Below are 22,239 nucleotides of genomic sequence, written 5' to 3'. Positions count from 1 at the left end.
GTCGATCAGACCGCCGCAGTGCGGCAATCCGACCCAGCGCCTTCGGGCCGCTTCGGGGGGGATCTCATACTCTCCCCATCGCAAAGCCCTTGGCGATGTAGTGGCGCACGAACCAGATCACGATCGCGCCGGGCACGATGGTCAACACGCCGGCGGCGGCCAGCGTGGCCCAGTCCATGCCGCTGGCGCTGACGGTGCGCGTCATCGTGGCGACGATGGGCTTGGCGTTGACGCTGGTCAGCGTGCGCGCCAGCAGCAGCTCGACCCAGCTGAACATGAAGCAGAAGAAGGCCGCCACGCCCACGCCGGCCTTGATCAGCGGCAGGAAGACCTGCACGAAGAAGCGCGGGAAGCTGTAGCCGTCGATGTAGGCGGTCTCGTCGATCTCGCGCGGGATGCCGCTCATGAAGCCTTCCAGGATCCACACCGCCAGCGGCACGTTGAACAGCAGGTGGGCCAGCGCCACCGCGATGTGGGTGTCCATCAGGCCCACCGTGGTGTAGAGCTGGAAGAAGGGCAGCAGGAACACCGCCGGCGGCGTCATGCGGTTGGTCAGCAGCCAGAAGAAGACATGCTTGTCGCCCAGGAAGCTGTAGCGGCTGAAGGCGTAGGCCGCGGGCAGCGCCACGGTGATCGAGATCAGCGTGTTGATGCCCACGTAGATCAGGCTGTTGATGTAGCCCGAGTACCAGCTCTCGTCGGTGAAGATGGTGCGGTAGTTGGCCCAGGTGAAATGCTGCGGCCACAGGCTGAAGCTGGAGAGGATCTCCTCATTGGTCTTGAAGCTCATGTTGACCATCCAGTAGATGGGCAGCAGCGCGAAGACCATGTAGGCCAGCAGGAACAGCGTGCGTTTCTTGAAGCGGGCGTCGTTCACGACTGCACCTCCTGTCCCTGGTTCTGGGCCTGACCCAGCCGCTGCATCCAGTTGTAGAGGATGAAGCACAGCAGCAGGATGATCAGGAAGTAGATCAGCGAGAAGGCCGCCGCCGGGCCCAGGTCGAACTGGCCCACCGCTTTCTGCGTCAGGTACTGCGACAGGAAGGTGGTGGCATTGCCGGGGCCGCCGCCGGTGAGCACGAAGGGCTCGGTGTAGATCATGAAGCTGTCCATGAAGCGCAGCAGCACCGCGATCATCAGCACGCCGCGCATCTTGGGCAGCTGGATGTAGCGGAACACCGCCAGGCGGCTGGCGCCGTCGATGCGCGCGGCCTGGTAGTAGGCGTCGGGGATGGATCGCAGGCCGGCGTAGGCCAGCAGCGCCACCAGCGGCGTCCAGTGCCAGACATCCATCAGCAGCACGGTCAGCCAGGCGTGGGTGGCGTCGCCGGTGTAGCTGTATTCAATGCCCAGCGACTCCAGCGTGTGGCCCAGCAGGCCGATGTCGGCGCGGCCGAAGATCTGCCAGATCGTGCCCACCACGTTCCAGGGGATCAGCAGCGACAGCGCCACCACCACCAGCGTGGCCGACGCGGCCCAGCCCGCGGCCGGCATGCACAGCGCCAGCGCGATGCCCAGCGGGATCTCGACCAGCAGCACGGCCAGCGAGAAGCGCATCTGGTTCCACAGCGCGGCGTGCAGGTCCTCGTCGCGCATCACCGCGGCGAACCACTCGGTGCCCACGAAAACGCGGCGCTCGGGGCTGATGATGTCCTGCACCGAGTAGTTCACCACCGTCATCAGCGGCAGGATGGCCGAGAAGGCCACGCACAGGAAGACCGGCAGGATCAGGAACCAGGCCTTCTGGTTGACGGGCTTGGTCGTCACGGAATGAGCTCCTCGTCGCGGTAGAAGCAGCTGTGGGCGCCCAGCACCTGCAGGCCCACGTCGTCGCCGGTGGCGGGCGGCACGGCCTCGGGCGACAGGCGCGCCTTCAGGGCCTGGCCGGCGGCGTCCAGCGTGACCAGCTGGTAGGTGCCGATGTCCTGCACCTGGCGCACCTGGGCCGGCAGCGTGCCGGGCGTGCCGGCCGGCGCCAGGGCCAGGTACTCGGGGCGGATGCCCAGGCGCAGTGGGCCCTCGGGCAGCGCGCGGTCGGCCGGCAGCGCATGGCCGCCGATCTGCAGCGTGCCGCCACGCGCCTGCGCCTGCAGGAAGTTCATGCCGGGCGAGCCGATGAAGTGGCCCACGAAGGTGTGCGCCGGCCGCTCGAACAGCGCGTCAGGCGTGCCCAGCTGCACCACGCGGCCGCGCGTCATCACCACCACCTGGTCGGCAAAGGTCAGCGCCTCGACCTGGTCGTGGGTGACGTAGATCAGCGTGAGCTTCAACTCATGGTGGATCTGCTTGAGCTTGCGCCGCAGCTGCCACTTCAGGTGCGGGTCGATCACGGTCAACGGTTCGTCGAACAGCACCGCCGAGACATCCGGCCGCACCAGGCCGCGGCCCAGCGAGATCTTCTGCTTCTGGTCAGCACTGAGGCCGGCCGCCGCCTGGTCGAGCTGGTGGCTCATCTCCAGCATCTCGGCGATCTGGCCCACGCGCTGGCGGATCTGCGCCGCCGGCACGCCGCGGTTCTTCAGCGGAAAGGCCAGGTTCTCGGCCACGGTCATGGTGTCGTAGATGACCGGGAACTGGAAGACCTGGGCGATGTTGCGCTGCTGCGGCGTGGCGCGCGTCATGTCCTGGCCGTCAAAGCGCACCGTGCCCTGCGAAGGCACCAGCAGGCCCGACATGATGTTGAGCATCGTGGTCTTGCCGCAGCCCGAGGGGCCCAGCAGCGCGTAGGCGCCGCCGTCCTCGAAGCACATGCTCAGCGGCAGCAGCGCGTAGTCGCTGTCCTGCCGGGGGTTCGGCTTGTAGCTGTGCGCCAGGTCGAGTTCGATCTTGGCCATCTCACACTCCCCGCGCGCGTTGCGGCGCCGTCAGCAGCGCGCCGCTGGCGTCAAAGGCATAGGCCTGCGCCGGGTTGGCGTACAGGGTCAAGGCGGCGCCCAGCTCGAACTCGTGCACGCCGGTCAGCTGCGCCACCAGCTCGCCCACGGCGGTGTGCACGTGGACGAAGGTGTCCGAGCCGGAGATCTCGGCCAGCTGCACCTGGCCGGGCAGGGCCACATCGCCGGGCCGCGGCTGCACCCGCAGCGCACTGGCGCGCAGGCCCAGCGTCAGCGCGCGGGTGGCGTGGGTGGGCAGGTCCACCGCGATCAGCGGGCCGCCGGCCAGCTGGGCGCCGCCCTCGGCCACCTCGGCCGCCAGCAGGTTCATTGGCGGGTCGCTGAAGGCGCGCGCCACGCGCAGCGAGGCCGGGCGGTGGAAGACCTCGGCGGTGGGGCCGTACTGCAGCAGCTCGCCACGGTCGAGCACCGCGGTGTAGCCGCCCAGCAGCAGCGCCTCGGCCGGCTCGGTGGTGGCGTAGACCACGGTGGCCTCGCCGCTGGCGAACAGCGCCGAGAGCTCTTCGCGCAGCTCCTCGCGCAGCTTGTAGTCCAGGTTGACCAGCGGCTCATCCAGCAGCATCAGCGGCGCCTGCTTGGCCAGCGCGCGGGCCAGCGCCACGCGCTGCTGCTGCCCGCCCGACAGCTCGGCCGGCAGACGCGCCAGGAAGGGGTCGATGTGCAGCCGCTCGGCCAGCGCCTGCACGCGCTGGCGCACCTCGTCGCGCGGCCGACCGGCCAGCTTCAGCGGCGAGGCGATGTTGTCGAACACCGTCATCGACGGGTAGTTGATGAACTGCTGGTAGACCATGGCCACGTTGCGCTGGCGCACCGGCGCTCCGGTGACATCGGTGCCGTCCACGCGCACGCGGCCGGCACTGGGCGCGTCCAGCCCGGCCATCACCCGCATCAGGCTGGTCTTGCCGGCCTGGGTGGCGCCCAGCAGCACGGTCACGGCGCCGGGCCGCGGGGCCAGGTCCATCGGATGGAGCCAGGTCTCGGCCCCGACGCGGCGGCTGATGCCTTCGAGCGTCAGCTGCATGTGTCCACCTTCATCGTCATCTCGTCATCGGCGCGGGGATGCGCATGGGCCGCCATCCAGGCGGCCACCTGGGCCCGCTCGGCCGCAGTCAGGTGCAGGCCCAGCTTGGAGCGCCGCCACAGCACATCGTCGGCACTGCAGGCCCATTCCTCGGTCTGCAGGTAGCGCAGTTCGGCCTCGTGCAGGCCCGGCGCCACGGCGGCGCCCAGGTCGGCCAGCGATCGCGCCTCGCCCAGCACCAGGCCGACGCGGGCGCCGTAGGCGCGGGCCAGGCGGCGCGCCAGCGGGCCGGGCAGCCAGGGGTGGCGCTGGCCCAGGGTCTGGACCAGGCGCTCGAAATCGGTGTCGGGGCGCTGCGGCGGGCCGACCCAGTCGCGCAGGTCGCCGCCGGGCAGGAAGGCGCCCTCGGTCCAGGCGCGGCGCGGCTCGCCCAGCATGCGGCCCACCTCGTCGGCGGCGTCCTCGGCCAGCTTGCGGAAGGTGGTGATCTTGCCGCCCCACACACTCAGCAGCGGCGCGCCACCGCCGGGCAGCTCGTTGCTTTCCAGCAGGTAGTCGCGGGTCACGGCCGAGGGGTCGCCCGAGGCGTCATCCAGCAGCGGGCGCACGCCGGTGTAGCTCCAGACCACGTCGGCCGCGCGCACCGGGCGGCGGAAGTAGCGGCTGGCCTGCTCGCACAGATAGGCCACCTCGTCGGGGCCGATGCGGGCGTCGCGCGGGTCGCCGTGGATCTCCTCGTCGGTGGTGCCGATCAGCGTGAACTCGCGCTCATACGGAATGGCGAAGATGATGCGCTTGTCGGGGTTCTGGAAGATGTAGGCGTGGTCGTGCTCGAAGCAGCGCGGCACGATGATGTGCGAGCCCTTGACCAGGCGCAGGCTGCGCGTGGCCAGGCTCTCGTGGCCGGCCGGGCGGGCCACGCCGCGCAGGAAGCTCTCGGCCCAGGGACCGGCGGCATTGACCAGCGCGCGGGCGCGCACGGACTGCCGCTCGCCCTGCGGGCCGGCCAGCTGCGCCAGCCAGCCGCCGGCCTCGCGCTGCACCGATTCAACCCGGGTGCGGGTGCGCACCGAGGCGCCGCGGGCGCGCGCGTCGATCGCGTTGAGCACCACCAGGCGCGCGTCGTCCACCCAGCCGTCGGAGTAGACGAAGCCGCGGGTGTAGCGGTCCTGCAGCGCCGCGCCCACCGGGTGGGTGCGCAGGTTGACGCCGCGCGAGCCCGGCAGCACCTCGCGCCGGGCCAGGTGGTCGTACAGGAAGATGCCCAGGCGGATCAGCCAGGCCGGCCGCATCGCCGGGTCGTGCGGCATCACGAAGCGCAGCGGCCACATGATGTGCGGCGCGCTCTTGAGCAGCACCTCGCGCTCCTGCAGCGCCTTGCGCACCAGGCTGAACTCGTAGTACTCGAGGTAGCGCAGGCCGCCGTGGATCAGCTTGGTGGAGGAGCTGGAGGTGTGCGCCGCCAGGTCGTCCTGCTCGGCCAGCACCACGCGCCAGCCGCGGCCGGCCAGGTCGCGGGCGATGCCACAGCCATTGATGCCGCCGCCCACGACGAGGACGTCGCAGGCGTCGGCGTGAGGCGGGGCGCTCGCCGGCAGGGGCGATGAGGACGGCACGGGCAATGTCTCCAGCGTGCGACCGGGGGGTCGCGTTCTTCTTTTTTCTTTTTAGCCCAGGCAATGTTCGTTTGCAATAGGAATTTCAGCTGTTTGTTTTCGCTTTGGTTCGTTTAGGCTCGCGGCGCCGGGGGACTCCGGTCGTACCATCGATGCCGCCATGACGCCCAATCCCCGCCAATCGGAACTGCTCGAGGCCGTGCGCCAGCACGGCGTGATGAGCGTGGAGGCGCTGGCCGAGCGCTTCGGCGTGACGCTGCAGACGGTGCGGCGCGATGTGAAGCTGCTGGCCGAGGCCGGGCTGCTGTCGCGCTACCACGGCGGTGTGCGCGTGCCCAGCTCCACCACCGAGAACATCGCCTACCGCCAGCGCGAGATGCTGCATGCCGACGCCAAGCAGCGCATCGCCCGCGCGGTGGCGCAGCGCGTGCCCAACGGCAGCTCGCTGCTGATCAACCTGGGCACCACCACCGAGGCCATCGCGCGCGAGCTGCTGCAGCACCAGGGCCTGCGGGTGATCACCAACAACCTGAACGTGGCCACCATCCTGGCCGCCAACCCGGACTGCGAGGTCATCGTCACCGGCGGCGTGGTGCGCCACCGCGACCGCGGCATCGTCGGCGCCGCAGCGGTGGACCTGATCCGCCAGTTCCGCGTCGACATCGGCCTGATCGGCATCAGCGGCATCGAGGCCGACGGCACGCTGCGCGACTACGATTACCGCGAGGTGCAGGTGGCGCGCGCGATCATCGAGCACAGCCGCGAGGTCTGGCTGGCCACCGACCACAGCAAGTTCAACCGGCCGGCGATGGTCGAGCTCGGCCGCATGGACCAGATCGACCTGCTGTTCACCGATGCGCCGCCACCCGCGCCCTTCCCCGGCCTGCTGGCCGAGGCCGGGGTGCAGGTGGAAGTGGCGACCTGAACAACAACAAGGAGACGCGCATGGCATTCATCCTGGCCCTGGACCAGGGCACCTCCAGCTCGCGCAGCATCGTCTTCGACGAGCGCGGCCGCATCGTGGCCATGGCGCAGCGCGAGTTCCGCCAGATCTACCCGCAGCCCGGCTGGGTCGAGCACGACCCCGAGGAGATCTGGTCCAGCCAGCTGGCCACCGCCCAGGAGGCGCTGGTGAAGGCCGGCATCACGGCGCGCGAGCTGCGCGCGATCGGCATCACCAACCAGCGCGAGACCACGGTGGTCTGGGACCGCCGCAGCGGCCGCGCGATCCACAACGCCATCGTCTGGCAGGACCGGCGCGCCGAGCCGCTGTGCGCGCAGCTGCGCGAGCAGGGCCATGGCGAGACCTTCCTGCAGAGCACCGGGCTGCGCGTGGACGCGTACTTCTCGGGCACCAAGGTGCGCTGGATCCTGGACCACGTGGAGGGCGCGCACGCGGCGGCGGCGCGCGGCGAGCTGGCCTTCGGCACGGTGGACAGCTGGCTGCTGTGGAAGCTCACCGGCGGGCGGGTGCATGCCACCGATGTCAGCAACGCGGCGCGGACGATGATGTTCGACATCCGCCACAACCGCTGGGACCACCAGTTGCTGGGCCTGCTGCGCGTGCCCGACAGCGTGCTGCCGCAGGTCCACCCCAGCGCCCATGTGTATGGCGAGACCGAGCCGGCGCTGCTGGGCGCCGCGGTGCCGGTGGCCGGCATGGCCGGCGACCAGCAGAGCGCGCTGTTCGGCCAGGCCTGCTTTCGCGCCGGGCTGGCGAAGAACACCTACGGCACCGGCTGCTTCATGCTGATGCACACCGGCGAGCGCTTCCAGACCAGCGCCAACGGCCTGATCACCACCAGCGCGGCACAGGCCGATGCGCGGCCGCAGTTCGCCTTCGAGGGCAGCGTGTTCATCGGCGGCGCGGTGGTGCAGTGGCTGCGCGACGGCCTGCGCGCGATCCAGTCCAGCTCCGAGGTGCAGGCGCTGGCCGAGAGCGTGCCCGACGCCGGCGGCGTGATGCTGGTGCCGGCCTTCACCGGCCTGGGCGCGCCCTACTGGGACGCTGACGCGCGCGGCACCATCGTCGGTCTGACGCGCGGCTCCACCGTGGCCCACATCGCGCGGGCCGCGCTGGAGAGCATCGCCTTTCAGAGCGCCGCGCTGCTGCACAGCATGAGCAAGGACGCCGTGGCCGCCGGCAGCACGCCGGTGAGCGAGCTGCGCGTGGACGGCGGCGCCTGCGTCAACAACCTGCTGATGCAGTTCCAGGCCGACCTGCTGGGCATCCCGGTGCAGCGGCCGCAGGTGATCGAGACCACCGCGCTGGGCGCCGCCTACCTGGCCGGCCTGGCCACCGGCGTGTGGCGCAGCCTGGATGAGCTGGAGGCGCAGTGGCAGGTCGAGCGCAGCTTCCTGCCCACAATGCCGCGCGAGCGGGCGCAGGACCTGATGGCGCAGTGGGAGCGTGCGGTGCGCCAGGCCCGCGCCGCCTGATCAGGCGGTGGGCGTCAGGGGTGCGAAATCGCCCGCGCGCTTGTCCTTCCAGGCGGCGATTGCGCGGCCCATCTCCTCGATGTCGAAGGCCGCGCTCTGCAGCAGGCGCATCTGCGCCAGCGCATCGGCCACGCCATGGTCGCGCGCATAGTTCAGCGCCTGCTTGCTGGTGGCAATCGCCAGCGGGCTCTTGGCGGCAATCTCGCGCGCCAGTGCCAACGCGTGCTCGCGCAGCGCCGCGGCATCGGGCAGCACCGCGTTGACCAGGCCGTGGGCCAGCGCGCGCTGGGCATCGAGCCGCTCGCCGGTGTAGGCCATCTGGCGCACGATGCCCTGCGGCAGGATCTTCGGCAGGCGCTGCAGCGAGCCCAGGTCGGCCGCCATGCCGATGACGATCTCCTGGATCGTGAAGAAGGCGTCTGCGCTGCACACGCGGATGTCGCAGGCCGCCGCCAGGTCCAGCGCGCCGCCGATGCAGCCGCCCTGCACCGCGCAGATCACCGGGAAGCGTGCGGTGTCCAGCACGTCCAGGTCGTCCATCAGCGCGCGCAGGCCGGTCTGGAAGGCCTGGCGCTGGCGTGCGGTGGCGGTGGACAGCAGCGCCAGGTCCGAGGCGAACACGTCCAGCGCCATGCCGGCGCTGAAGTGCTTGCCGCTGGAGCTGATCAGCAGCACGCGGGTGGTGCCGGCCGCGTCCAGCGCCTGCACCGTCTGGCGCAGCGCGCGGAAGAAGGCCGGGTCCAGCGCATTGAGCCGCTCGGGGCGGCACAGGCTGAGCTCGGTGACGCCGCTGTCGGCATCGGTGTGGCAGGTGAAGGGGGGGGTGTCGGTCATCACGGTCTCCTCGGCCAGACCATAGCGTGACGGAATGGCTGCTCCTGTCGCCACGGGGACAACACGGGTGCGGCGGGGGGCGCGCATCGGCTGCTGGCCGCTGGCCGGGCTGGGCGTCCCGCGCGGCCAAGGTTTTCTGTGGTGGCCGGCCCACCGCCTGGGCGGGATGAGAGACTGTGCGCCTCAGCCGCAAGAAGACCTGCCCATGAGCGACGCGATCCACACCACCGATGGCCTGAGCCTGCACACCCGCCTGTGGGACGCCGACGCCCCACGCGGCCAGGTGCTGCTGGTGCACGGCCTGGGCGAGCACGCCGGCCGCTACGAGGAGCTGGCCCAGACCCTGTGCAGCCACGGCTGGCGCGTGGCCGCTTATGACCAGCGCGGCCATGGCCAGTCCGACGGCGCGCGCGGCCTGATCGCCGCCGACGACAGCCTGCTGGCCGACCTGGGCCGGATGCTCACCGTGGTGCGCGCCGCCGGCAGCGGCCCGCTGGTGCTGCTGGGCCACAGCATGGGCGGCGCGGTGGCGGCCCGCTACGTGGCCGAGGGCCTGGCCGAGCGGCCGGCCGCGTGGTGGCAGCCGGTGGAAGCGCTGGTGCTGTCCTCGCCGGCCCTGGACATCGGCGCCAGTGCGCTGCAGCGCCTGCTGCTGGCGGTGGTGCCGCGGCTGCTGCCCTCGCTGTGCGTGAACAACGGCCTGGACGCCGCCTGGATCTCCCGCGACCCGGCGGTGGTGGCCGGCTACCTGGCCGATCCGCTGGTGCACAACCGCATCAGCGGCCGGCTGGGTCGCTTCCTGGCCCAGGCCGGTCCGGCGGTGCAGGCGGTGGCCCCGCGCTGGTCGGTGCCCACGCTGCTGATGTGGGCCGGCGCCGACCGCTGCGTGGCCCCGGCCGGCAGCGCGCGATTCGCGCAGCAGGCGCCGTCGGCGGTGCTCAGCCACCGCGAATGGCCCGGCCTGGCGCACGAGATCTTCCACGAGCCCGAGCGGGCCGAGGTGATGGCCGCGCTGCTGGACTGGCTGGACACCCGCAACCCGGCGGGGATCTGACCGCGCTCAGTGCCGGAACCGCCCGTCGCGGGTGACCAGCGCGGTGTCGACAAAGGTTGAGCCGATGTGCTCCTCGCGGGTGTAGCGCAGCCTGAAGCCGGCCACCTCGAAGCTGGCGGTTTCCAGCGCCTTCACGAAGCCCGCCCGGGTGAGGTCGCGGCCGCTGCGGCGCAGCGCCTCGGCCAGCGCGCGCACGCTGAGGTAGCCCTCCAGGCTGCCGTATGAGAACTCGGGGTCAGGAAACGCGGCGCGGAAGCGGTCTGGTAGTCGCGGGTGAGCGCGGTCTTGCGTTCCCACGGCGAGGGCACGACCTGGGTGAACAGCATGCCGTGCGACAGCTCGCCCAGCCGCTTGGCCAGCTGCGCCGAGCCCGAATTGACGCCATAGCAGGCGATGCCCAGGCCCGCCTGGCGCAGCGCGCGGATCAGGCGTTCATACACACCGATCGAGCCGTGGTTGAAGATCAGCTCGCTGCGGGCCTCGCGCAGGCGCTGGACCATGGCGGTGATCTGCGCGTCACTGACCTCGCTGCCGATGGGCAGCGCCAGCGGCGGCTGCCAGCCCAGGTCGGCGCAGGCCAGCTGCACATTGGCCAGGTGCAGGCGGCCGACCTCGGTGTCGGACTGCAGGAAGGCGGCGCGGCGCATGCCCAGGCTGCCGCCGTGGGCCAGCAGCGCGCGGAACTCGTCGCGGTGTTCGGCGCGCACCGGAAACACCAGCGGCTGCAGCGGCCGGCGCAGCGTGGGCGAGCCGGCCATCGGCGCGAAGAAGGGCACGTTCTTGGCGTTGGCGGCCTTCATCACCGCGTTGCTGGGGCCGCCCTCGATCGAGCCGAACAGCAGGAACACGCCATCGGCCACCAGCTGGTGGGCCAGGGCCTCGGCCTGGTCGGGCTTGGCGTCATCGTCGGCCACCCGGATCTGCAGTTGCCGGCCCAGGATGCCGCCCTCGGCGTTGACCCGGCGCACGCCGGCCTCCACGCCCTGGCGGGTGGCCACGCCGTGGTCATTGCGGCCGGCCTGCATCGACAGCACCTGGCCGATCAGGATGGCCTGCGGCGAGACCCCCGGCGTGGCCTGGGCGTGCACGGCCCGCGCACCAGCCAGCGCGCAGCCGCCCGCCACCATCCGGGCCAGCCAGTGCCGTCGGCTGCTGTGGTCAACGCCCATCGATCCTCCTCCCGACGCGGTCTTGCTGAGCATAGTGCCACCGGTCCGGCGCACAATCCCGTGTACGTCGATCAGCCCGGTTTTCTTCGCATGAACGCTCCTGAAACCCTGCCCCCTCTTGATTCAGCCCAACTCGGCGAGTTTGTTGACGTGGCCTGGCGCGAGCGCATCGTGCCGCAGCTGGTCGACTACATCGCCGTGCCCGCCAAGAGCCCGATGTTCGACGCCGACTGGTCGGCCCACGGCCTGATCGACCGCGTGGTGCGCGACGCCGCCGCCTGGGTGGAGGGCCGCAAGGTGCCCGGCCTGCGGCTGGAGGTGCTGCGCCTGGACGGCCGCACGCCGGTCATCTTCTTCGAGCTGGACGCCACCAAGCCCGGCAACACGCAAACGGTGCTGATGTACGGCCACCTGGACAAGCAGCCCGAGTTCAGCGGCTGGCGATCCGACCTGGGCCCGTGGACGCCCAAGATCGAGGACGGCAAGCTGTTCGGCCGCGGCGGCGCCGACGACGGCTACGCCATCTACGCCAGCATCAGCGCGATCGAGGCGCTGAAGGCGCAAGGCGTGCCGCACCCGCGCATCGTCGGCCTGATCGAGACCTGCGAGGAATCGGGCTCGTACGACCTGCCCGCCTACCTGGACGCGCTGAAGGGCCGCCTGGGCGACGTCAGCCTGGTGGTCTGCCTGGACTCGGGCGCCGGCAACTACGACCAGCTGTGGCTGACCTCCAGCCTGCGCGGCAACATCACCGGCACGCTGAAGGTGGAGATCCTGACCGAGGGCATCCACTCGGGCGACGCCAGCGGCCTGGTGCCCTCGTCCTTCCGCATCATGCGCATGGTGCTGGACCGGCTGGAAGAGGCGAAGAGCGGCCAGCTGCTGCCCGGCGTCTTCCACTGCGAGATCCCCACCGAGCGCGTTGAGCAAGCCCGCGCCACCGCCGCCATCCTGGGCGACGAGGTCTGGAAGCGCTACCCCTGGGCCTGCGGCGCCGACGGTGGCTTCACCCTGCCCACCACCACCGACCCGGTTGAGGCGCTGCTCAACCGCACCTGGCGCCCCACGCTCAGCATCACCGGCGTGGACGGCATGCCGGCGCTGGCCAACGCCGGCAACGTGCTGCGTCCCTACACCGCCTTCAAGCTGAGCCTGCGCCTGCCCCCGCTGGTGCCCGGCCACGAGGCCGCGGTGGCGCTGAAAGCGCTGCTGGAGGACAACGCGCCCTACAACGCCAAGGTCACCTTCGAGCCCGACGGCCGCATGGACAACTGGGGCGCCACCGGCTGGAACGCGCCCTCACTGGCGCCGTGGCTGGAGCAATCGATGGACCGCGCCTCACGCCGCCACTTCGGCGCCCCGCTGGGCTTCATCGGCCAAGGCGGCACCATCCCGCTGATGAACCTGCTGCAACAGGGCTTCCCGGCAGCGCAGATGATGGTCTGCGGCGTGCTGGGGCCCAAGAGCAATGCGCATGGGCCCAATGAGTTCCTGCACATTGGCTATGGCACGCGGTTGACGGCGGCGGTGGCGGAGGTGATTGCGGGGCATCCCTGAGGGGGTGCTTCACCGGCTCACTGCAGCAACTGCCCTGACTTCAAGCGCAGGTCCAGCGTATAGGTGCCGCGCGGCTCGTCGACGTAGCTGACCCGGACGTAGTAGTCCGCCGCGACACCGCTGTCGTTTCGCACGGCCAGGCCATCGACCTCGCCCTTGCCTGGGTTGGTGCTCTGTGCCACCTGCGAGCCAAGTGTGTCGAAGGCGGCCAGATCGAGGTTGGACTGGGCGTTGGGCTGCAGGGTGGCACTGAGCGTGGCGCCAGCAGGCAGGTTCATCACGAACCAGTCTTTCCCACCCTGGGCGACGATGCGGCCCAACACCCGCATCGGCAGCTGCGCCACGCGGTCGGCGGTGCTCCTCTGACCATTGCCCTCGCTCTCGCGCATCAACGGGTATTTGGTCTTCGCGGCCGACACCGCCGCTTCGGCATCCAGCAGGCCGGCGCCGCATGCCAGACAGGTGCCCGGGAACGCTCGTGCCGTGCCGGTCAACAGGGCGTACGCTTCATCCGGGGACATGTCCGGCCGGACCGCCTTCATCAGCGCCACCACGCCGGTCACATGGGGTGCCGCCATTGAGGTTCCGGCCAGCGTGGTGAAACTGTCCTTGCGCGGTTCGAAGCGTCCCGTGTTGAGGGTGGAGAACACCCCATCATTACCGCACAGGGGCGCCGGGGCAGTGCATTCGCCTCCCGGCGCGGCCAGTGCCACACCCGGGCCCCAGTTGGAATAGCTGGCGCGGCCGCCAGCCCGGTTGGTGGCCGCCACCGCGATCACGCCCTTGCAGTTCGCCGGGTAGGAACCGCTGACGTTCTTCTCGAAGTTGCCGGCGGCTACCACCACGGTGGCGCCGGCCTCGCGCGCGAGGTCGATGGCGACTTGCGTATCGGCATCGCAAGGCACATCGGCCCGCGTGCCGATCGACAGGTTAATGACCTGGCCAGGCGAGGGGTTGCTGGGAGTGCCGGGGACTGCAACGCCGGCTGCCCAGCGGATGCTGTCCGCGATGTCTTTGACGGCACCGCCGCACACACCCATGGCCCGTACGGGCACCAACCGTGCCAGCGGTGCCACGCCAGTTCCGTCGCGGGCATTGCCCGCCGAGGCTGCCACCGTGCCAGCCACATGGGTGCCGTGCCAACTGGACCAGCTACGAGCGCAATGGGAGCCATCGGAGGTGTCACCTGGATCGGTTGCATCGTCGTCGCGGCCATCACCGTCGTAGGCGCGCCACGGCTCGGCGATCAGGTCGTAGCCGCCGCTCAGTCGGGCGCGCAGGTCGCGGTGCTGGCGCGCGCCGCTGTCGACTATGGCCACGGTCACGCCCTTACCCTGGGAGAGCGTCCATGCGCCCGGCAGGCGGATGCCCCCAATGTCTTCGTGGTAGTGCCATTGCTGGGCGTAGCCCGGGTCGTTCGGTGAGGCCTCGGGGTCGGCGTCAGTACCCCGCACCTTGGCGCCGGACTTGCTGCTGGACGGCGTGCTCTCCGGCGCAGGCGGCGCACGTCGCGGCGTGATAGGGCTGTGGAGGTCGAACTCCACGAACTGGTCCGACTCAAAGTAGCGGTACTTGTTCGGGTATGCCTGCATCAGCAGGCGGCCCACCGCGTTGATACGCCAGAACGGCTGCTTCTGCGTCAGCCACAGCGCCACGCTGGATCCCGTCCATCCGATCCGGCGCACCTGCATGCCATAGGCTTCGAGGTAAGCGTAGAGCTCCGGGTGGGTGGCGCGGCTGAGGTCTCGGTTGGCCGGCATCTCGCTCATCTTCTGGATGCCCACGAAGCCGAGCCCGATGCGATCGTGCAGTTGCAGGTCAAAGGGCCCGGGCGGCGACGGGGCCACCAGCGGCGGGTAGGTGGGAGCCACCGCGGCGGCTGCAGAAGCGGGGGCGGCCAGGCTGAAGGAGGGTGCGAGCAGGCTGCTGAGCAGGGCCAGCAAGGCCGGCGCGAGCCGACGGACGAAACGTTGCGGAAGACCGGCGCGGGCCGGGGGATGGGGCTGGGAGACGCTGGACATGGTGGAGGGGGTGTCTGCGTGAGTTGGCGCCGAGCGTGCGGCGTGCGGAACAACTGCCGCGCAGTGTGTGCAGCCATCCGGCTTCACGCACTCCCTCTTGAGGGCGATTGACCGAGCTGAGCCGCCATTGCCGCGCCCGTGGCGTTGGTCCCGAAGCGGGCGCCCTACGGCGTGCCGGCCGGGGCAGAGGGCGCGCGGCGCGGCCGGACGGGGGTGCGCATGTCGAACGCCACGAACTGGTCCGACTCGAAGTAGCGGTACTTGTTCGGGTAGGCCTGCATCAGCAGTCGGCCCACGGCGTTGATGCGCCAATGGGGCTGTTTCTCGGTCAGCCACAGCGCCACGCTGGAGGCTGTCCAGCCGATAAGGCGCACCTGCATGCCGTAGGCCTCCAGGTAGGCGTAGAGCTCGGGGTGGGTGGCGCGGCTGAGGTCGCGGTTCGCGGGCATCTCACTCATCTTCTCGATGCCCACGAAGCCCAGTTCCACGCGGTCATGCATCTGCAGATCGAAGGGCCCGGGCGGCGACGGGGCCACCAGAGAGGGATAGGAAGGGGCGGATGCCGCAGAGGCCGAGGCCGAGAGGCTGAGGGACGGCCTCAGCAGGCTGCCGAGACAGATCAGCAGAACTGGCGCCAGTCGGCGGACCTTGCGTGGGTGCAGGCCAGTGGGGCCCGTCGTGTCGGGCGGGAAGACCTTGGACATGGGGCTGGTGTGCCCGCGCGACTCGGCGCCGACGGTGCGGGGTGTGGAACAAGCGTCGGACACTGTGCCCAGCCCGGCGGCCTCAGGCACTCCCCCTTGAGGGTCATTGACCAGAGGCTCGCACCCGGTTCATCTGGACGGACCTTAGTCGTCCATTGCGAGATCCCCACCGAGCGCATCGCGCAGACGCGCGCCGTCGCCGCCATCCTGGGCTGCGAGATCTGAAAGTGCTGTCCCAGCGCCTGCGCCTGCCGCCGCTGCTGGGAGACAGCGCGCCCTCGCTGTCGCCCTGTCAGGGCTTAGGCAGCGCGCTTCGCGGCAGCCGACTTCCACGCCAGGCTTAGCCGCTTTCCAGTCGCCGCGCAGTCTTTCAGGTACAGATTGATCAGGCTCTGATAGGGAATGCCCGTCTCTTCAGCCATGCCCTTGAAGTAAGCGATCGAGCCTTCGTCCAAGCGAATCGTCACTGGCTTCTTGAGCTGCGCGGCATAGGGGTTCTTCCTGGCGTTGCTGAAGTCGTAGTGTTTGCGCATGTGATCACCTAGCGGTAGATGGATTGCTCGTCAGCATCGGCCTTCCGCGCCGAGATGATTCGGATGACCTGGCCTTCAGCGCGGTAGCAGTGAACCACGACCAGGAGGCGCAGGCTCTGGCTCAGACCGAGGAGAACGAACCTGTCTTCTTCCTCGGAGTGGTCGGGGTCGTCAATCAGAAGGGCGCGTTCGTCAGAGAACACAGACTGTGCATCCTCGAACGACACCTTGTGCTTCCGAAAGTTGACTTGCGCCTTCTTCGGATCCCACTCGAACCTGATGGTTGACATGCGCTGATTGTACGCATGGCGTAAGTACGCCGAATCGATGCGCAAAAGGGCGATTGTTGGGGGCTGCCTGAGGATCGACGCCCGCGAGGAATCGGGCTCGTACGACCTGCCGGCCTACCTGGACGTGCTGCAACAGCGCCTGGGCCAGGTCAGCCTGGTGGTCTGCCTGGATTCGGGCGCCGGCAACTACGACCAGCTGTGGCTGACCTCCAGCCTGCGCGGCAACATCACCGGCACGCTGAAGGTGGAGATCCTCACCGAGGGCATCCACTCCGGCGACGCCAGCGGCCTGGTGCCCTCGTCCTTCCGCATCATGCGCATGGTGCTGGACCGGCTGGAAGAGTCCCAGAGCGGCCGCCTGCTTCCACTGCGAGATCCCCGCCGACCGCATCGCCCAGGCCCGCGCCACCGCCGCCATCCTGGGCGACGAGGTCTGGAAGCGCTACCCCTGGGCCTGCGGCGCCGACGGCGGCTTCACCCTGCCCACCACCACCGACCCGGTCGAGGCACTGCTCAACCGCACCTGGCGCCCCACGCTCAGCATCACCGGCGTCGACGGCATGCCCGCACTGGCCAACGCCGGCAACGTGCTGCGCCCCTACACCGCCCTCAAGCTGGGCCTGCGCCTGCCCCCGCTGGTGCCCGGCCACGAGGCCGCGGTGGCGCTGAAGGCGCTGCTGGAAGACAACGCGCCCTACAACGCCAAGGTCACCTTCGAGCCCGACGGCCGCATGGACAACTGGGGCGCCACGGGCTGGAATGCGCCCTCACTGGCGCCGTGGCTGGAGCAGTCCATGGACCGCGCCTCACGCCGCCACTTCGGCGCCCCGCTGGGCTTCATCGACCAGGATGGCACCATCCCGCTGATGAACCTGCTGCAACAGGGCTTCCCGGCGGCGCAGATGATGGTCTGCGGCGTGCTGGGGCCCAAGAGCAATGCACACGGGCCCAATGAGTTTCTGCACATTGGCTATGGGACGAGGCTCACGGCGGCGGTGGCGGAGGTGATGGCGGCGCATCTGTGAGCAAGCTTTGACCGGGTCAATGCTCAGCCGCCAAGTCTCCCAACCCGCCGCCAAGCTCGGATTGGCCATCGTCACAGCCGCGCTGGCAGCATGGATTATTCATTGCAGATTAGTCGCTTTGGCGGAGCTTCTTGAGAGTCGTCACTCGCCTCGCATTAGAAGGAAGCCGTAGACCACCTTGACTGGCCGGCCGTTTTCGCCCCTCGCTTCGGACGCGGCGCGCAGGAAGAAGAACTTCTCCGAAGCGTCGAAGCCATCAACGTACTCTTGAATCTCGTACGTGAATCCTTCTGCGACGGTGTGTACTACCTCAGAGGACTGGGTCGCGCGCTTGTAGACCTCGTCACCAATGTAGACCGGGGGAGGATCAAAGGCTGCGCCTCGCTCAGGGCGACGGGCAGTCCGGGCATGTTCTTGCTTCTTGAGAAGGATGGAAATGGCGCGGTCAAGGCAGTACTTGGCGTTCGCTTCAGTCGCTTCGTTTGCCGGGAAAGATGCGTCGTACTTGGTAGACCACGGGGACTTGTTGTCAGCCCGAAAGACGGCAGGCGTCAGACGACGAAGATTTGCCAGTTCGGCGGTGTGAATCCCGTACTCTAGCGCCTGAACGCGCCACTCGTCGGCATCGATCTGGACGTACTCCGTTGGATCAGCGACATTAGCCTCGATCCACTCCTTGTTTCGTTTCAAGCGGGGTGCTTTCCAGCCTCCACGCGAAAGCTCCAGCAGGCCGAACGGAGTAGACGGCTCGTCCTTAGATACGTCTTTCCATCCGTGAATGGAGTAAGGTAATTCGAATTCGATGAACACGACCTTTCTTATTTCGACAAGCGCCTCAAGGAACTGTCGCTGACCGATGGCTTCCTCAGCTGCCTTCAGAAGTGCTTTCGATTCGCCATCTTGCAACAAATCACAGAGAAAGAGCTCCTGTACGGATCGTCCAATAACCCTATTAACAGCGGCATCCAAGGCCACTTCGGCAGTATCTAGATAATTGCGAACAGTCACTGGTTCGGCAACTTGAGCATAGTGCTTGGTAAGTACGCGTTGCTTGTTAAGTGCTTTGATCGTGCCCGACTTCGGCACTGGTACATCGGCCTTCTTGAGTTCGGCGAGCAACTCGTCGAAGCTCTTGCTTTCGAGACTCTTTCCGTCGTCGACGCCTAACTCAATGAGAAGTGCATAGAAGGCCATCTCAAGGCTATCCTGAAGCACGACGAGCCCCGCCGACGCCAAGTACCGGTCTTCAGACATGCAGAGCGGCCTTGCGCGTTCAAGCAGGCTACGAGCGATCAGGAGGGAGTGAACTGTCTGCGTTTTCATGGCGGTGGCCGTCGCGAGAGAACCGGTGTGGATGGCATGTTGCGGTTCCATCTTTGCGAGTTCGATCACCACGTCCTACAGCATAGACGAAGAGAATATCGCTTTGGAAGGAGAACTATGATCGCCGTGGACACAAGAAGAATCCACTGTGGTCTGGTCAGATCGCGCCTGCTGCACTCCGGCCAGCCTGCGTCAATGACCACTTGGCAAAGCCCTTGAATGTTTGAGTTTGATGGACCAGAGACTTGCTAGCGAGAAGTTTAAGTGCCGAAGTCGCTTCGTCTTGGCTGATTTCTCCATCGCGGCTTATTCCACTCAGTGCTCGGGCCGAGTAAGAACTATTGAACAGCGTTTTAAGAACACGCTTTTCATGATCTGACAGATCAGTCAAATTCACCTGTACATCCATATTGGCGGGGCCGCTTGGCTCACGCGGCGCGTTCTCGGGTTCAACAATGAGGTCGACCTTCTTCTCCACTTCCTGTGCTATTTCCTTGGCCTCTTGGACGTCTCGAATTACCTTGTCCGTAAGCGACGTGATGAAGCGACGGCTTGACGCGGCGGCGATTAGAGAAAATCCAGTAATTACTAGAAGCTTTAATTCTGCATGTTCACCCTCCTTCGAGTTCAACGCCTCTGATACAAGCGTGCTCGATATCATGTTTAGGAAGAGTGGGACCATTAGCGAAGCGCCAATACCCAATACAATATACGGGACCAGTTGTGCGATACGCGCGCTGCCCCGCCCATCGCCTTCGGTTTTGCTGGGTTGACCAGACTGTTCAAGGTAGTAGCCCATTGCCCCGCCAAGAACTCCGGCTAATAGCAAGATGACGAGCAGCGCGATCAGGTTTGCCATGGATGGTTCGAACCCCGTATATTTTCTATTGCGATTTAACGTTGATTTCGGGAAGCAGCCTTGCTTCGCAACTGCGCTGGCCTTCCCCTAAACGTATTTGTCAGGTCCCGGGTGATTGATCACCCGCTTGGCGAATAACTCGGGATGCGTTGCCTGCCATTTCTTGAGCGCTTGGATCGGCGTGTTCAGGTCCAGCGCGCGCTGTGGCAGGTGCTCGTTGTAGAGCCAGACGAATCGGTGCAGCGTCGTCTCAAGGTCATGGGCGCTGTTGAAGCGATGCGACTTCAGAACCTGCGCCAGTCGCCCGTTGAAGCGCTCCACCATGCCGTTGGTCTGCGGATGCTTGGGCTTGGTCAGTCGGTGCTCAATGCCCAGCGCCTGGCACAGCGCATCAAACTCATGATCTCCGCTGGCGTCCTTCTCCCGCCGCCCGAACGCCCGATCAGTGAACTCACGGCCGTTGTCCGTCAGCAGCGTCTTGATCCTGAACGGCGCCGCCTTGTGCAGCGCATTGAGGAACGATCGCGCGGCTGCTGCGGTCTTCTTGCTCTTGATGGCGATGAACACCCAGCGTGTGGCGCGGTCGATGGCCACGAAGACATAGCGCCGCTCTGTCTCATCCTCCATTTGCGGCAGGTACTTCACGTCCATGTGGACGTAGCCCGGCTCATAGGCTTTGAAGGACTTGACCTGAGTGTTCTGGACCTCGGGCTCAGGCAAGCGATTGACGCCACGCCGTCGCAGCAGCCGATCCAGCGCCGAGCGGCTCATCGCCGGCTCGATGAACTCGCGCACCACCGCCAGCAAGTCGTCCAGCGACAGGCGCAGGTGCGTGCGAAGGTAGACGACGATCTCTTCCTGGCCGGAGTTGAGCGTGGTCTGCAGCCGATGCGGTGTGTGGCTGCCGTCTTCGACCGTCGTGCGCTTGCGCCACTTGCGGATGGTGAACTTGCCGACGCCAAAGCGCTGCGCCAGCTCGGCTTCGGTGCCTTGCGCCTGCTGAATCGCCAGCCTGGTGGCCGGCGTGGTCGTCGCGTTCTTGTGCAAGCTGATCAGCATCACGGCCTCCGCTGCTTCAAGTCTGCCAGCAAGCCCTTCAGGACCTCCCGGCCCACAAGGATCGCATATCGGCCGCCGAGGAGCCATTCATCCGGGACACGACACGTATTCAACACCGTTCGTCGGCGGGCCTCGCCAAGTGTCGTGTTGCTATAGAAATATGTGTGATTAAACATCGACCAGCCGCCAATGGCGACATCCACCTACGGCAACTGTGCCCGGGATGGGGGCGATTGGCAAGGTGATGGCGGCAGAACTGGGTTAGGTGCGGGCTGTGGCCACACATTCCCCTTGAGCGCGGCCTCGGCGGCGACCATAGCGGGTAGCCGAGTCCGCAGTCGGAATGCCTCGCGGCGCACTCGATTGCTAGCAGCGGGATCGATTCGAGGGAAAACCCCATCCTGACATCTAGCGCACCAACGCTCTACACTAATCATCAGCTTACTGATGATATGCATAGCCAGCAACCAAGGAGACCCCCATGACGTCCTCCCCTCACAACCTCCCCGTGCTGGTCTCCGGCGGCGGCATCGGCGGCCTCGCCGCCGCGCTGGCGCTGCTCAAGCGCGGCTTCAAGGTGCAGGTGTTCGAGCAGGCTGAGCAGATCGGTGAGATCGGTGCCGGCATCCAGCTGGGCCCCAATGCCTTCCACGCCTTTGATGCGCTGGGCGTGGGCGACAAGGCGCGCGGCCGGGCGGTCTACACCGACTGCATGGTGATGCACGACGCGATTGATGAGTCGCTGATCGGCCGCCTGGAAACCGGCGAGGCCTTCCGCCAGCGCTTTGGCAATCCGTATGCGGTGATCCACCGCGTGGACATCCACACCTCGCTGCTGGAAGGCGTGCAGGAGAGCCCGAACGTGGAGTTCTTCACCAGCACCCGCATCGTGAAGGTGGAGCAAGACGGTGGCGTGGTCACCGCGATCGACCAGAACGGCAAGCGCTGGGCGGGCCAGGCGCTGATTGGTGCCGACGGGGGAAAGAGCGTGGTGCGCGCGCAGTACGTGAATGATCCGCCGCGCGTGACCGGCCATGTGGTCTACCGCGCGGTGATCGACAAGAAGGACTTCCCCGAGAACCTGCAGTGGAACGCCGCCAGCCTGTGGGCCGGCCCCAAGTGCCATCTGGTGCACTACCCGCTGCGCGGCGGCGAGCAGTACAACGTGGTGGTCACCTTCCACAGCCGCCAGCAGGAAGAGTGGGGCGTCACCGACGGCAGCAAGGAAGAGGTGCAGAGCTACTTCCAGGGCATTGCCGCCAAGCCGCGCCAGCTGATCGACCTGCCCAAGAGCTGGCGCCGCTGGGCCACGGCCGACCGGGAGCCCATCGGCACCTGGGTGTTTGGCCGCGCCACCATCCTGGGCGACGCCGCCCACCCCACCACGCAGTACATGGCCCAGGGCGCCTGCATGGCGCTGGAAGACGCCGTCACGCTGGGCGAGGCCCTGCGCGTGCACGACAACGACTGGGACAAGGCGCTGCAGCTCTACCAGGACAGCCGCGTGGCGCGCACCGCGCGCATCGTGCTGTCGGGCCGCGAGATGGGCCGGCTGTACCACGCCGCCGGCGTGGAGCGCCTGGTGCGCAACTCGCTGTGGAAGGGCCGCTCGCAGGAGCGTTTCTACGACGCGATGGAATGGCTGTACGGCTGGAATGTCGACAACTGCCTGAACTGACCCACCCCCGGAGCGCCGTGGGCGCTCCCCCTCAAGGGGGCGCCGCCAGCGGCCCGGCAAAGCCGGTTCCGCGGCGTCCGCTTGGTTATTGAGCCGGCATCAAAGTGTTGAACTCAAGCCGCATACCGAACCGGCTCATGCTCGAAGTAGCTCTTGATCCGCT

19 protein-coding genes and 2 pseudogenes are annotated in these 22,239 nt (G+C 67.8%); 6 read left to right on the top strand and 15 right to left on the bottom strand.

Going from position 1 to position 22,239, the window contains the following annotated elements; translation table 11 throughout:
* Positions 1-64: 64 nt before the first annotated feature.
* The 5 genes from KAK07_RS24655 to glpD are packed head-to-tail and all read right to left on the bottom strand — an operon-like array spanning position 65 to position 5,531.
* Positions 65-877, bottom strand: coding sequence for a carbohydrate ABC transporter permease (locus KAK07_RS24655; RefSeq protein ID WP_210863600.1), 813 nt, complete (start codon positions 875-877; stop codon positions 65-67).
* Entirely contained in the window at positions 874-1,767 is an 894-nt protein-coding gene (locus tag KAK07_RS24650) for a carbohydrate ABC transporter permease (RefSeq protein WP_210863598.1), read from the bottom strand. The genes KAK07_RS24655 and KAK07_RS24650 overlap by 4 nt, the downstream gene beginning before the upstream one ends.
* Positions 1,764-2,834: an ABC transporter ATP-binding protein gene (locus KAK07_RS24645; RefSeq protein ID WP_210863596.1), complete on the bottom strand. Its 1,071-nt coding sequence runs from the start codon at positions 2,832-2,834 to the stop codon at positions 1,764-1,766. The genes KAK07_RS24650 and KAK07_RS24645 overlap by 4 nt, the downstream gene beginning before the upstream one ends.
* 1 nt (position 2,835) lies before the next feature.
* Positions 2,836-3,915, bottom strand: a complete 1,080-nt coding sequence (locus tag KAK07_RS24640; RefSeq protein WP_210863594.1) for an ABC transporter ATP-binding protein — start codon at positions 3,913-3,915, stop codon at positions 2,836-2,838.
* A complete protein-coding gene (glpD, locus tag KAK07_RS24635; protein WP_310740772.1) occupies positions 3,906-5,531 on the bottom strand; it encodes a glycerol-3-phosphate dehydrogenase in 1,626 nt (541 codons plus the stop codon). Before glpD ends, KAK07_RS24640 begins: the two co-directional genes overlap by 10 nt.
* 160 nt (positions 5,532-5,691) lie before the next feature.
* Between glpD and KAK07_RS24630 the strand changes: the two genes are divergently transcribed.
* Together KAK07_RS24630 and glpK are read left to right on the top strand one after the other, a co-directional pair.
* Positions 5,692-6,456 carry a DeoR/GlpR family DNA-binding transcription regulator gene (locus KAK07_RS24630; protein WP_210856797.1) on the top strand — a complete coding sequence of 255 codons (765 nt, stop codon included), beginning with the start codon at positions 5,692-5,694 and terminating at the stop codon, positions 6,454-6,456.
* A 20-nt stretch (positions 6,457-6,476) separates the two neighbouring features.
* Positions 6,477-7,970, top strand: coding sequence for a glycerol kinase GlpK (gene glpK, locus KAK07_RS24625; RefSeq protein WP_210863592.1), 1,494 nt, complete (start codon positions 6,477-6,479; stop codon positions 7,968-7,970).
* Here glpK and KAK07_RS24620 read toward each other — a convergent pair whose 3' ends face one another.
* The gene (locus KAK07_RS24620; RefSeq protein WP_210863590.1) at positions 7,971-8,804 is read right to left on the bottom strand and encodes an enoyl-CoA hydratase-related protein; all 834 of its coding nucleotides are present in this window, start codon (positions 8,802-8,804) and stop codon (positions 7,971-7,973) included. It lies immediately after the preceding gene.
* A 205-nt stretch (positions 8,805-9,009) separates the two neighbouring features.
* Here KAK07_RS24620 and KAK07_RS24615 point away from each other — a divergent pair, with 205 nt between their 5' ends.
* Complete coding sequence (locus KAK07_RS24615) at positions 9,010-9,858, top strand: alpha/beta hydrolase (RefSeq protein ID WP_247664595.1); 849 nt, start codon at positions 9,010-9,012, stop codon at positions 9,856-9,858.
* Positions 9,859-9,864: 6 nt separating this feature from the next.
* Here the strand turns inward: KAK07_RS24615 and KAK07_RS25940 are convergent, their stop codons facing one another.
* Positions 9,865-10,155, bottom strand: coding sequence for an ABC transporter substrate-binding protein (locus KAK07_RS25940; RefSeq protein ID WP_375141232.1), 291 nt, complete (start codon positions 10,153-10,155; stop codon positions 9,865-9,867).
* A 5-nt stretch (positions 10,156-10,160) separates the two neighbouring features.
* Positions 10,161-10,985 (bottom strand): annotated as a pseudogene (locus KAK07_RS24610) (ABC transporter substrate-binding protein); the annotation flags it as partial.
* Positions 10,986-11,117: 132 nt separating this feature from the next.
* On the opposite strand from KAK07_RS24610, the gene KAK07_RS24605 reads away from it, so the two are divergent.
* A complete protein-coding gene (locus KAK07_RS24605; RefSeq protein WP_210863584.1) occupies positions 11,118-12,584 on the top strand; it encodes a M20 family metallopeptidase in 1,467 nt (488 codons plus the stop codon).
* Between the two features lie 17 nt (positions 12,585-12,601).
* Here the strand turns inward: KAK07_RS24605 and KAK07_RS24600 are convergent, their stop codons facing one another.
* The 4 genes from KAK07_RS24600 to KAK07_RS24585 form a co-directional block, all read right to left on the bottom strand.
* The gene (locus KAK07_RS24600; protein ID WP_210863582.1) at positions 12,602-14,605 is read right to left on the bottom strand and encodes a S8 family serine peptidase; all 2,004 of its coding nucleotides are present in this window, start codon (positions 14,603-14,605) and stop codon (positions 12,602-12,604) included.
* A gap of 164 nt (positions 14,606-14,769) precedes the next feature.
* Positions 14,770-15,105 (bottom strand): hypothetical protein, encoded by a 336-nt coding sequence (locus KAK07_RS24595; RefSeq protein WP_210863579.1) that lies wholly within the window; start codon positions 15,103-15,105, stop codon positions 14,770-14,772.
* Positions 15,106-15,608: 503 nt separating this feature from the next.
* Entirely contained in the window at positions 15,609-15,842 is a 234-nt protein-coding gene (locus KAK07_RS24590) for a BrnA antitoxin family protein (protein ID WP_210863577.1), read from the bottom strand.
* Positions 15,843-15,850: 8 nt separating this feature from the next.
* A complete protein-coding gene (locus KAK07_RS24585; protein ID WP_210863575.1) occupies positions 15,851-16,132 on the bottom strand; it encodes a BrnT family toxin in 282 nt (93 codons plus the stop codon).
* Positions 16,133-16,205: 73 nt separating this feature from the next.
* Here KAK07_RS24585 and KAK07_RS24580 point away from each other — a divergent pair.
* Positions 16,206-17,157 (top strand): annotated as a pseudogene (locus KAK07_RS24580) (peptidase dimerization domain-containing protein); the annotation flags it as partial.
* A gap of 141 nt (positions 17,158-17,298) precedes the next feature.
* Here KAK07_RS24580 and KAK07_RS24575 read toward each other — a convergent pair.
* The 3 genes from KAK07_RS24575 to KAK07_RS24565 form a co-directional block, all read right to left on the bottom strand.
* Complete coding sequence (locus tag KAK07_RS24575) at positions 17,299-18,552, bottom strand: hypothetical protein (protein WP_210863573.1); 1,254 nt, start codon at positions 18,550-18,552, stop codon at positions 17,299-17,301.
* 85 nt (positions 18,553-18,637) lie between these two features.
* Entirely contained in the window at positions 18,638-19,339 is a 702-nt protein-coding gene (locus KAK07_RS24570) for a YEATS-associated helix-containing protein (protein WP_210863571.1), read from the bottom strand.
* Between the two features lie 87 nt (positions 19,340-19,426).
* Positions 19,427-20,398: an IS481 family transposase gene (locus KAK07_RS24565; RefSeq protein ID WP_210863570.1), complete on the bottom strand. Its 972-nt coding sequence runs from the start codon at positions 20,396-20,398 to the stop codon at positions 19,427-19,429.
* 481 nt (positions 20,399-20,879) lie between these two features.
* Here KAK07_RS24565 and KAK07_RS24560 point away from each other — a divergent pair, with 481 nt between their 5' ends.
* A complete protein-coding gene (locus KAK07_RS24560; RefSeq protein WP_210863568.1) occupies positions 20,880-22,076 on the top strand; it encodes a 3-hydroxybenzoate 6-monooxygenase in 1,197 nt (398 codons plus the stop codon).
* The last annotated feature ends 163 nt before the right edge of the window (positions 22,077-22,239 follow it).

Origin of the sequence: Ideonella alba, assembly GCF_018069875.1 — a bacterium.
In the GTDB taxonomy this organism is placed as follows: domain Bacteria; phylum Pseudomonadota; class Gammaproteobacteria; order Burkholderiales; family Burkholderiaceae_C; genus Ideonella; species Ideonella alba.
Note: the sequence above shows the minus strand (reverse complement) of the source record. Positions and strands in the feature narration are given on the sequence as shown.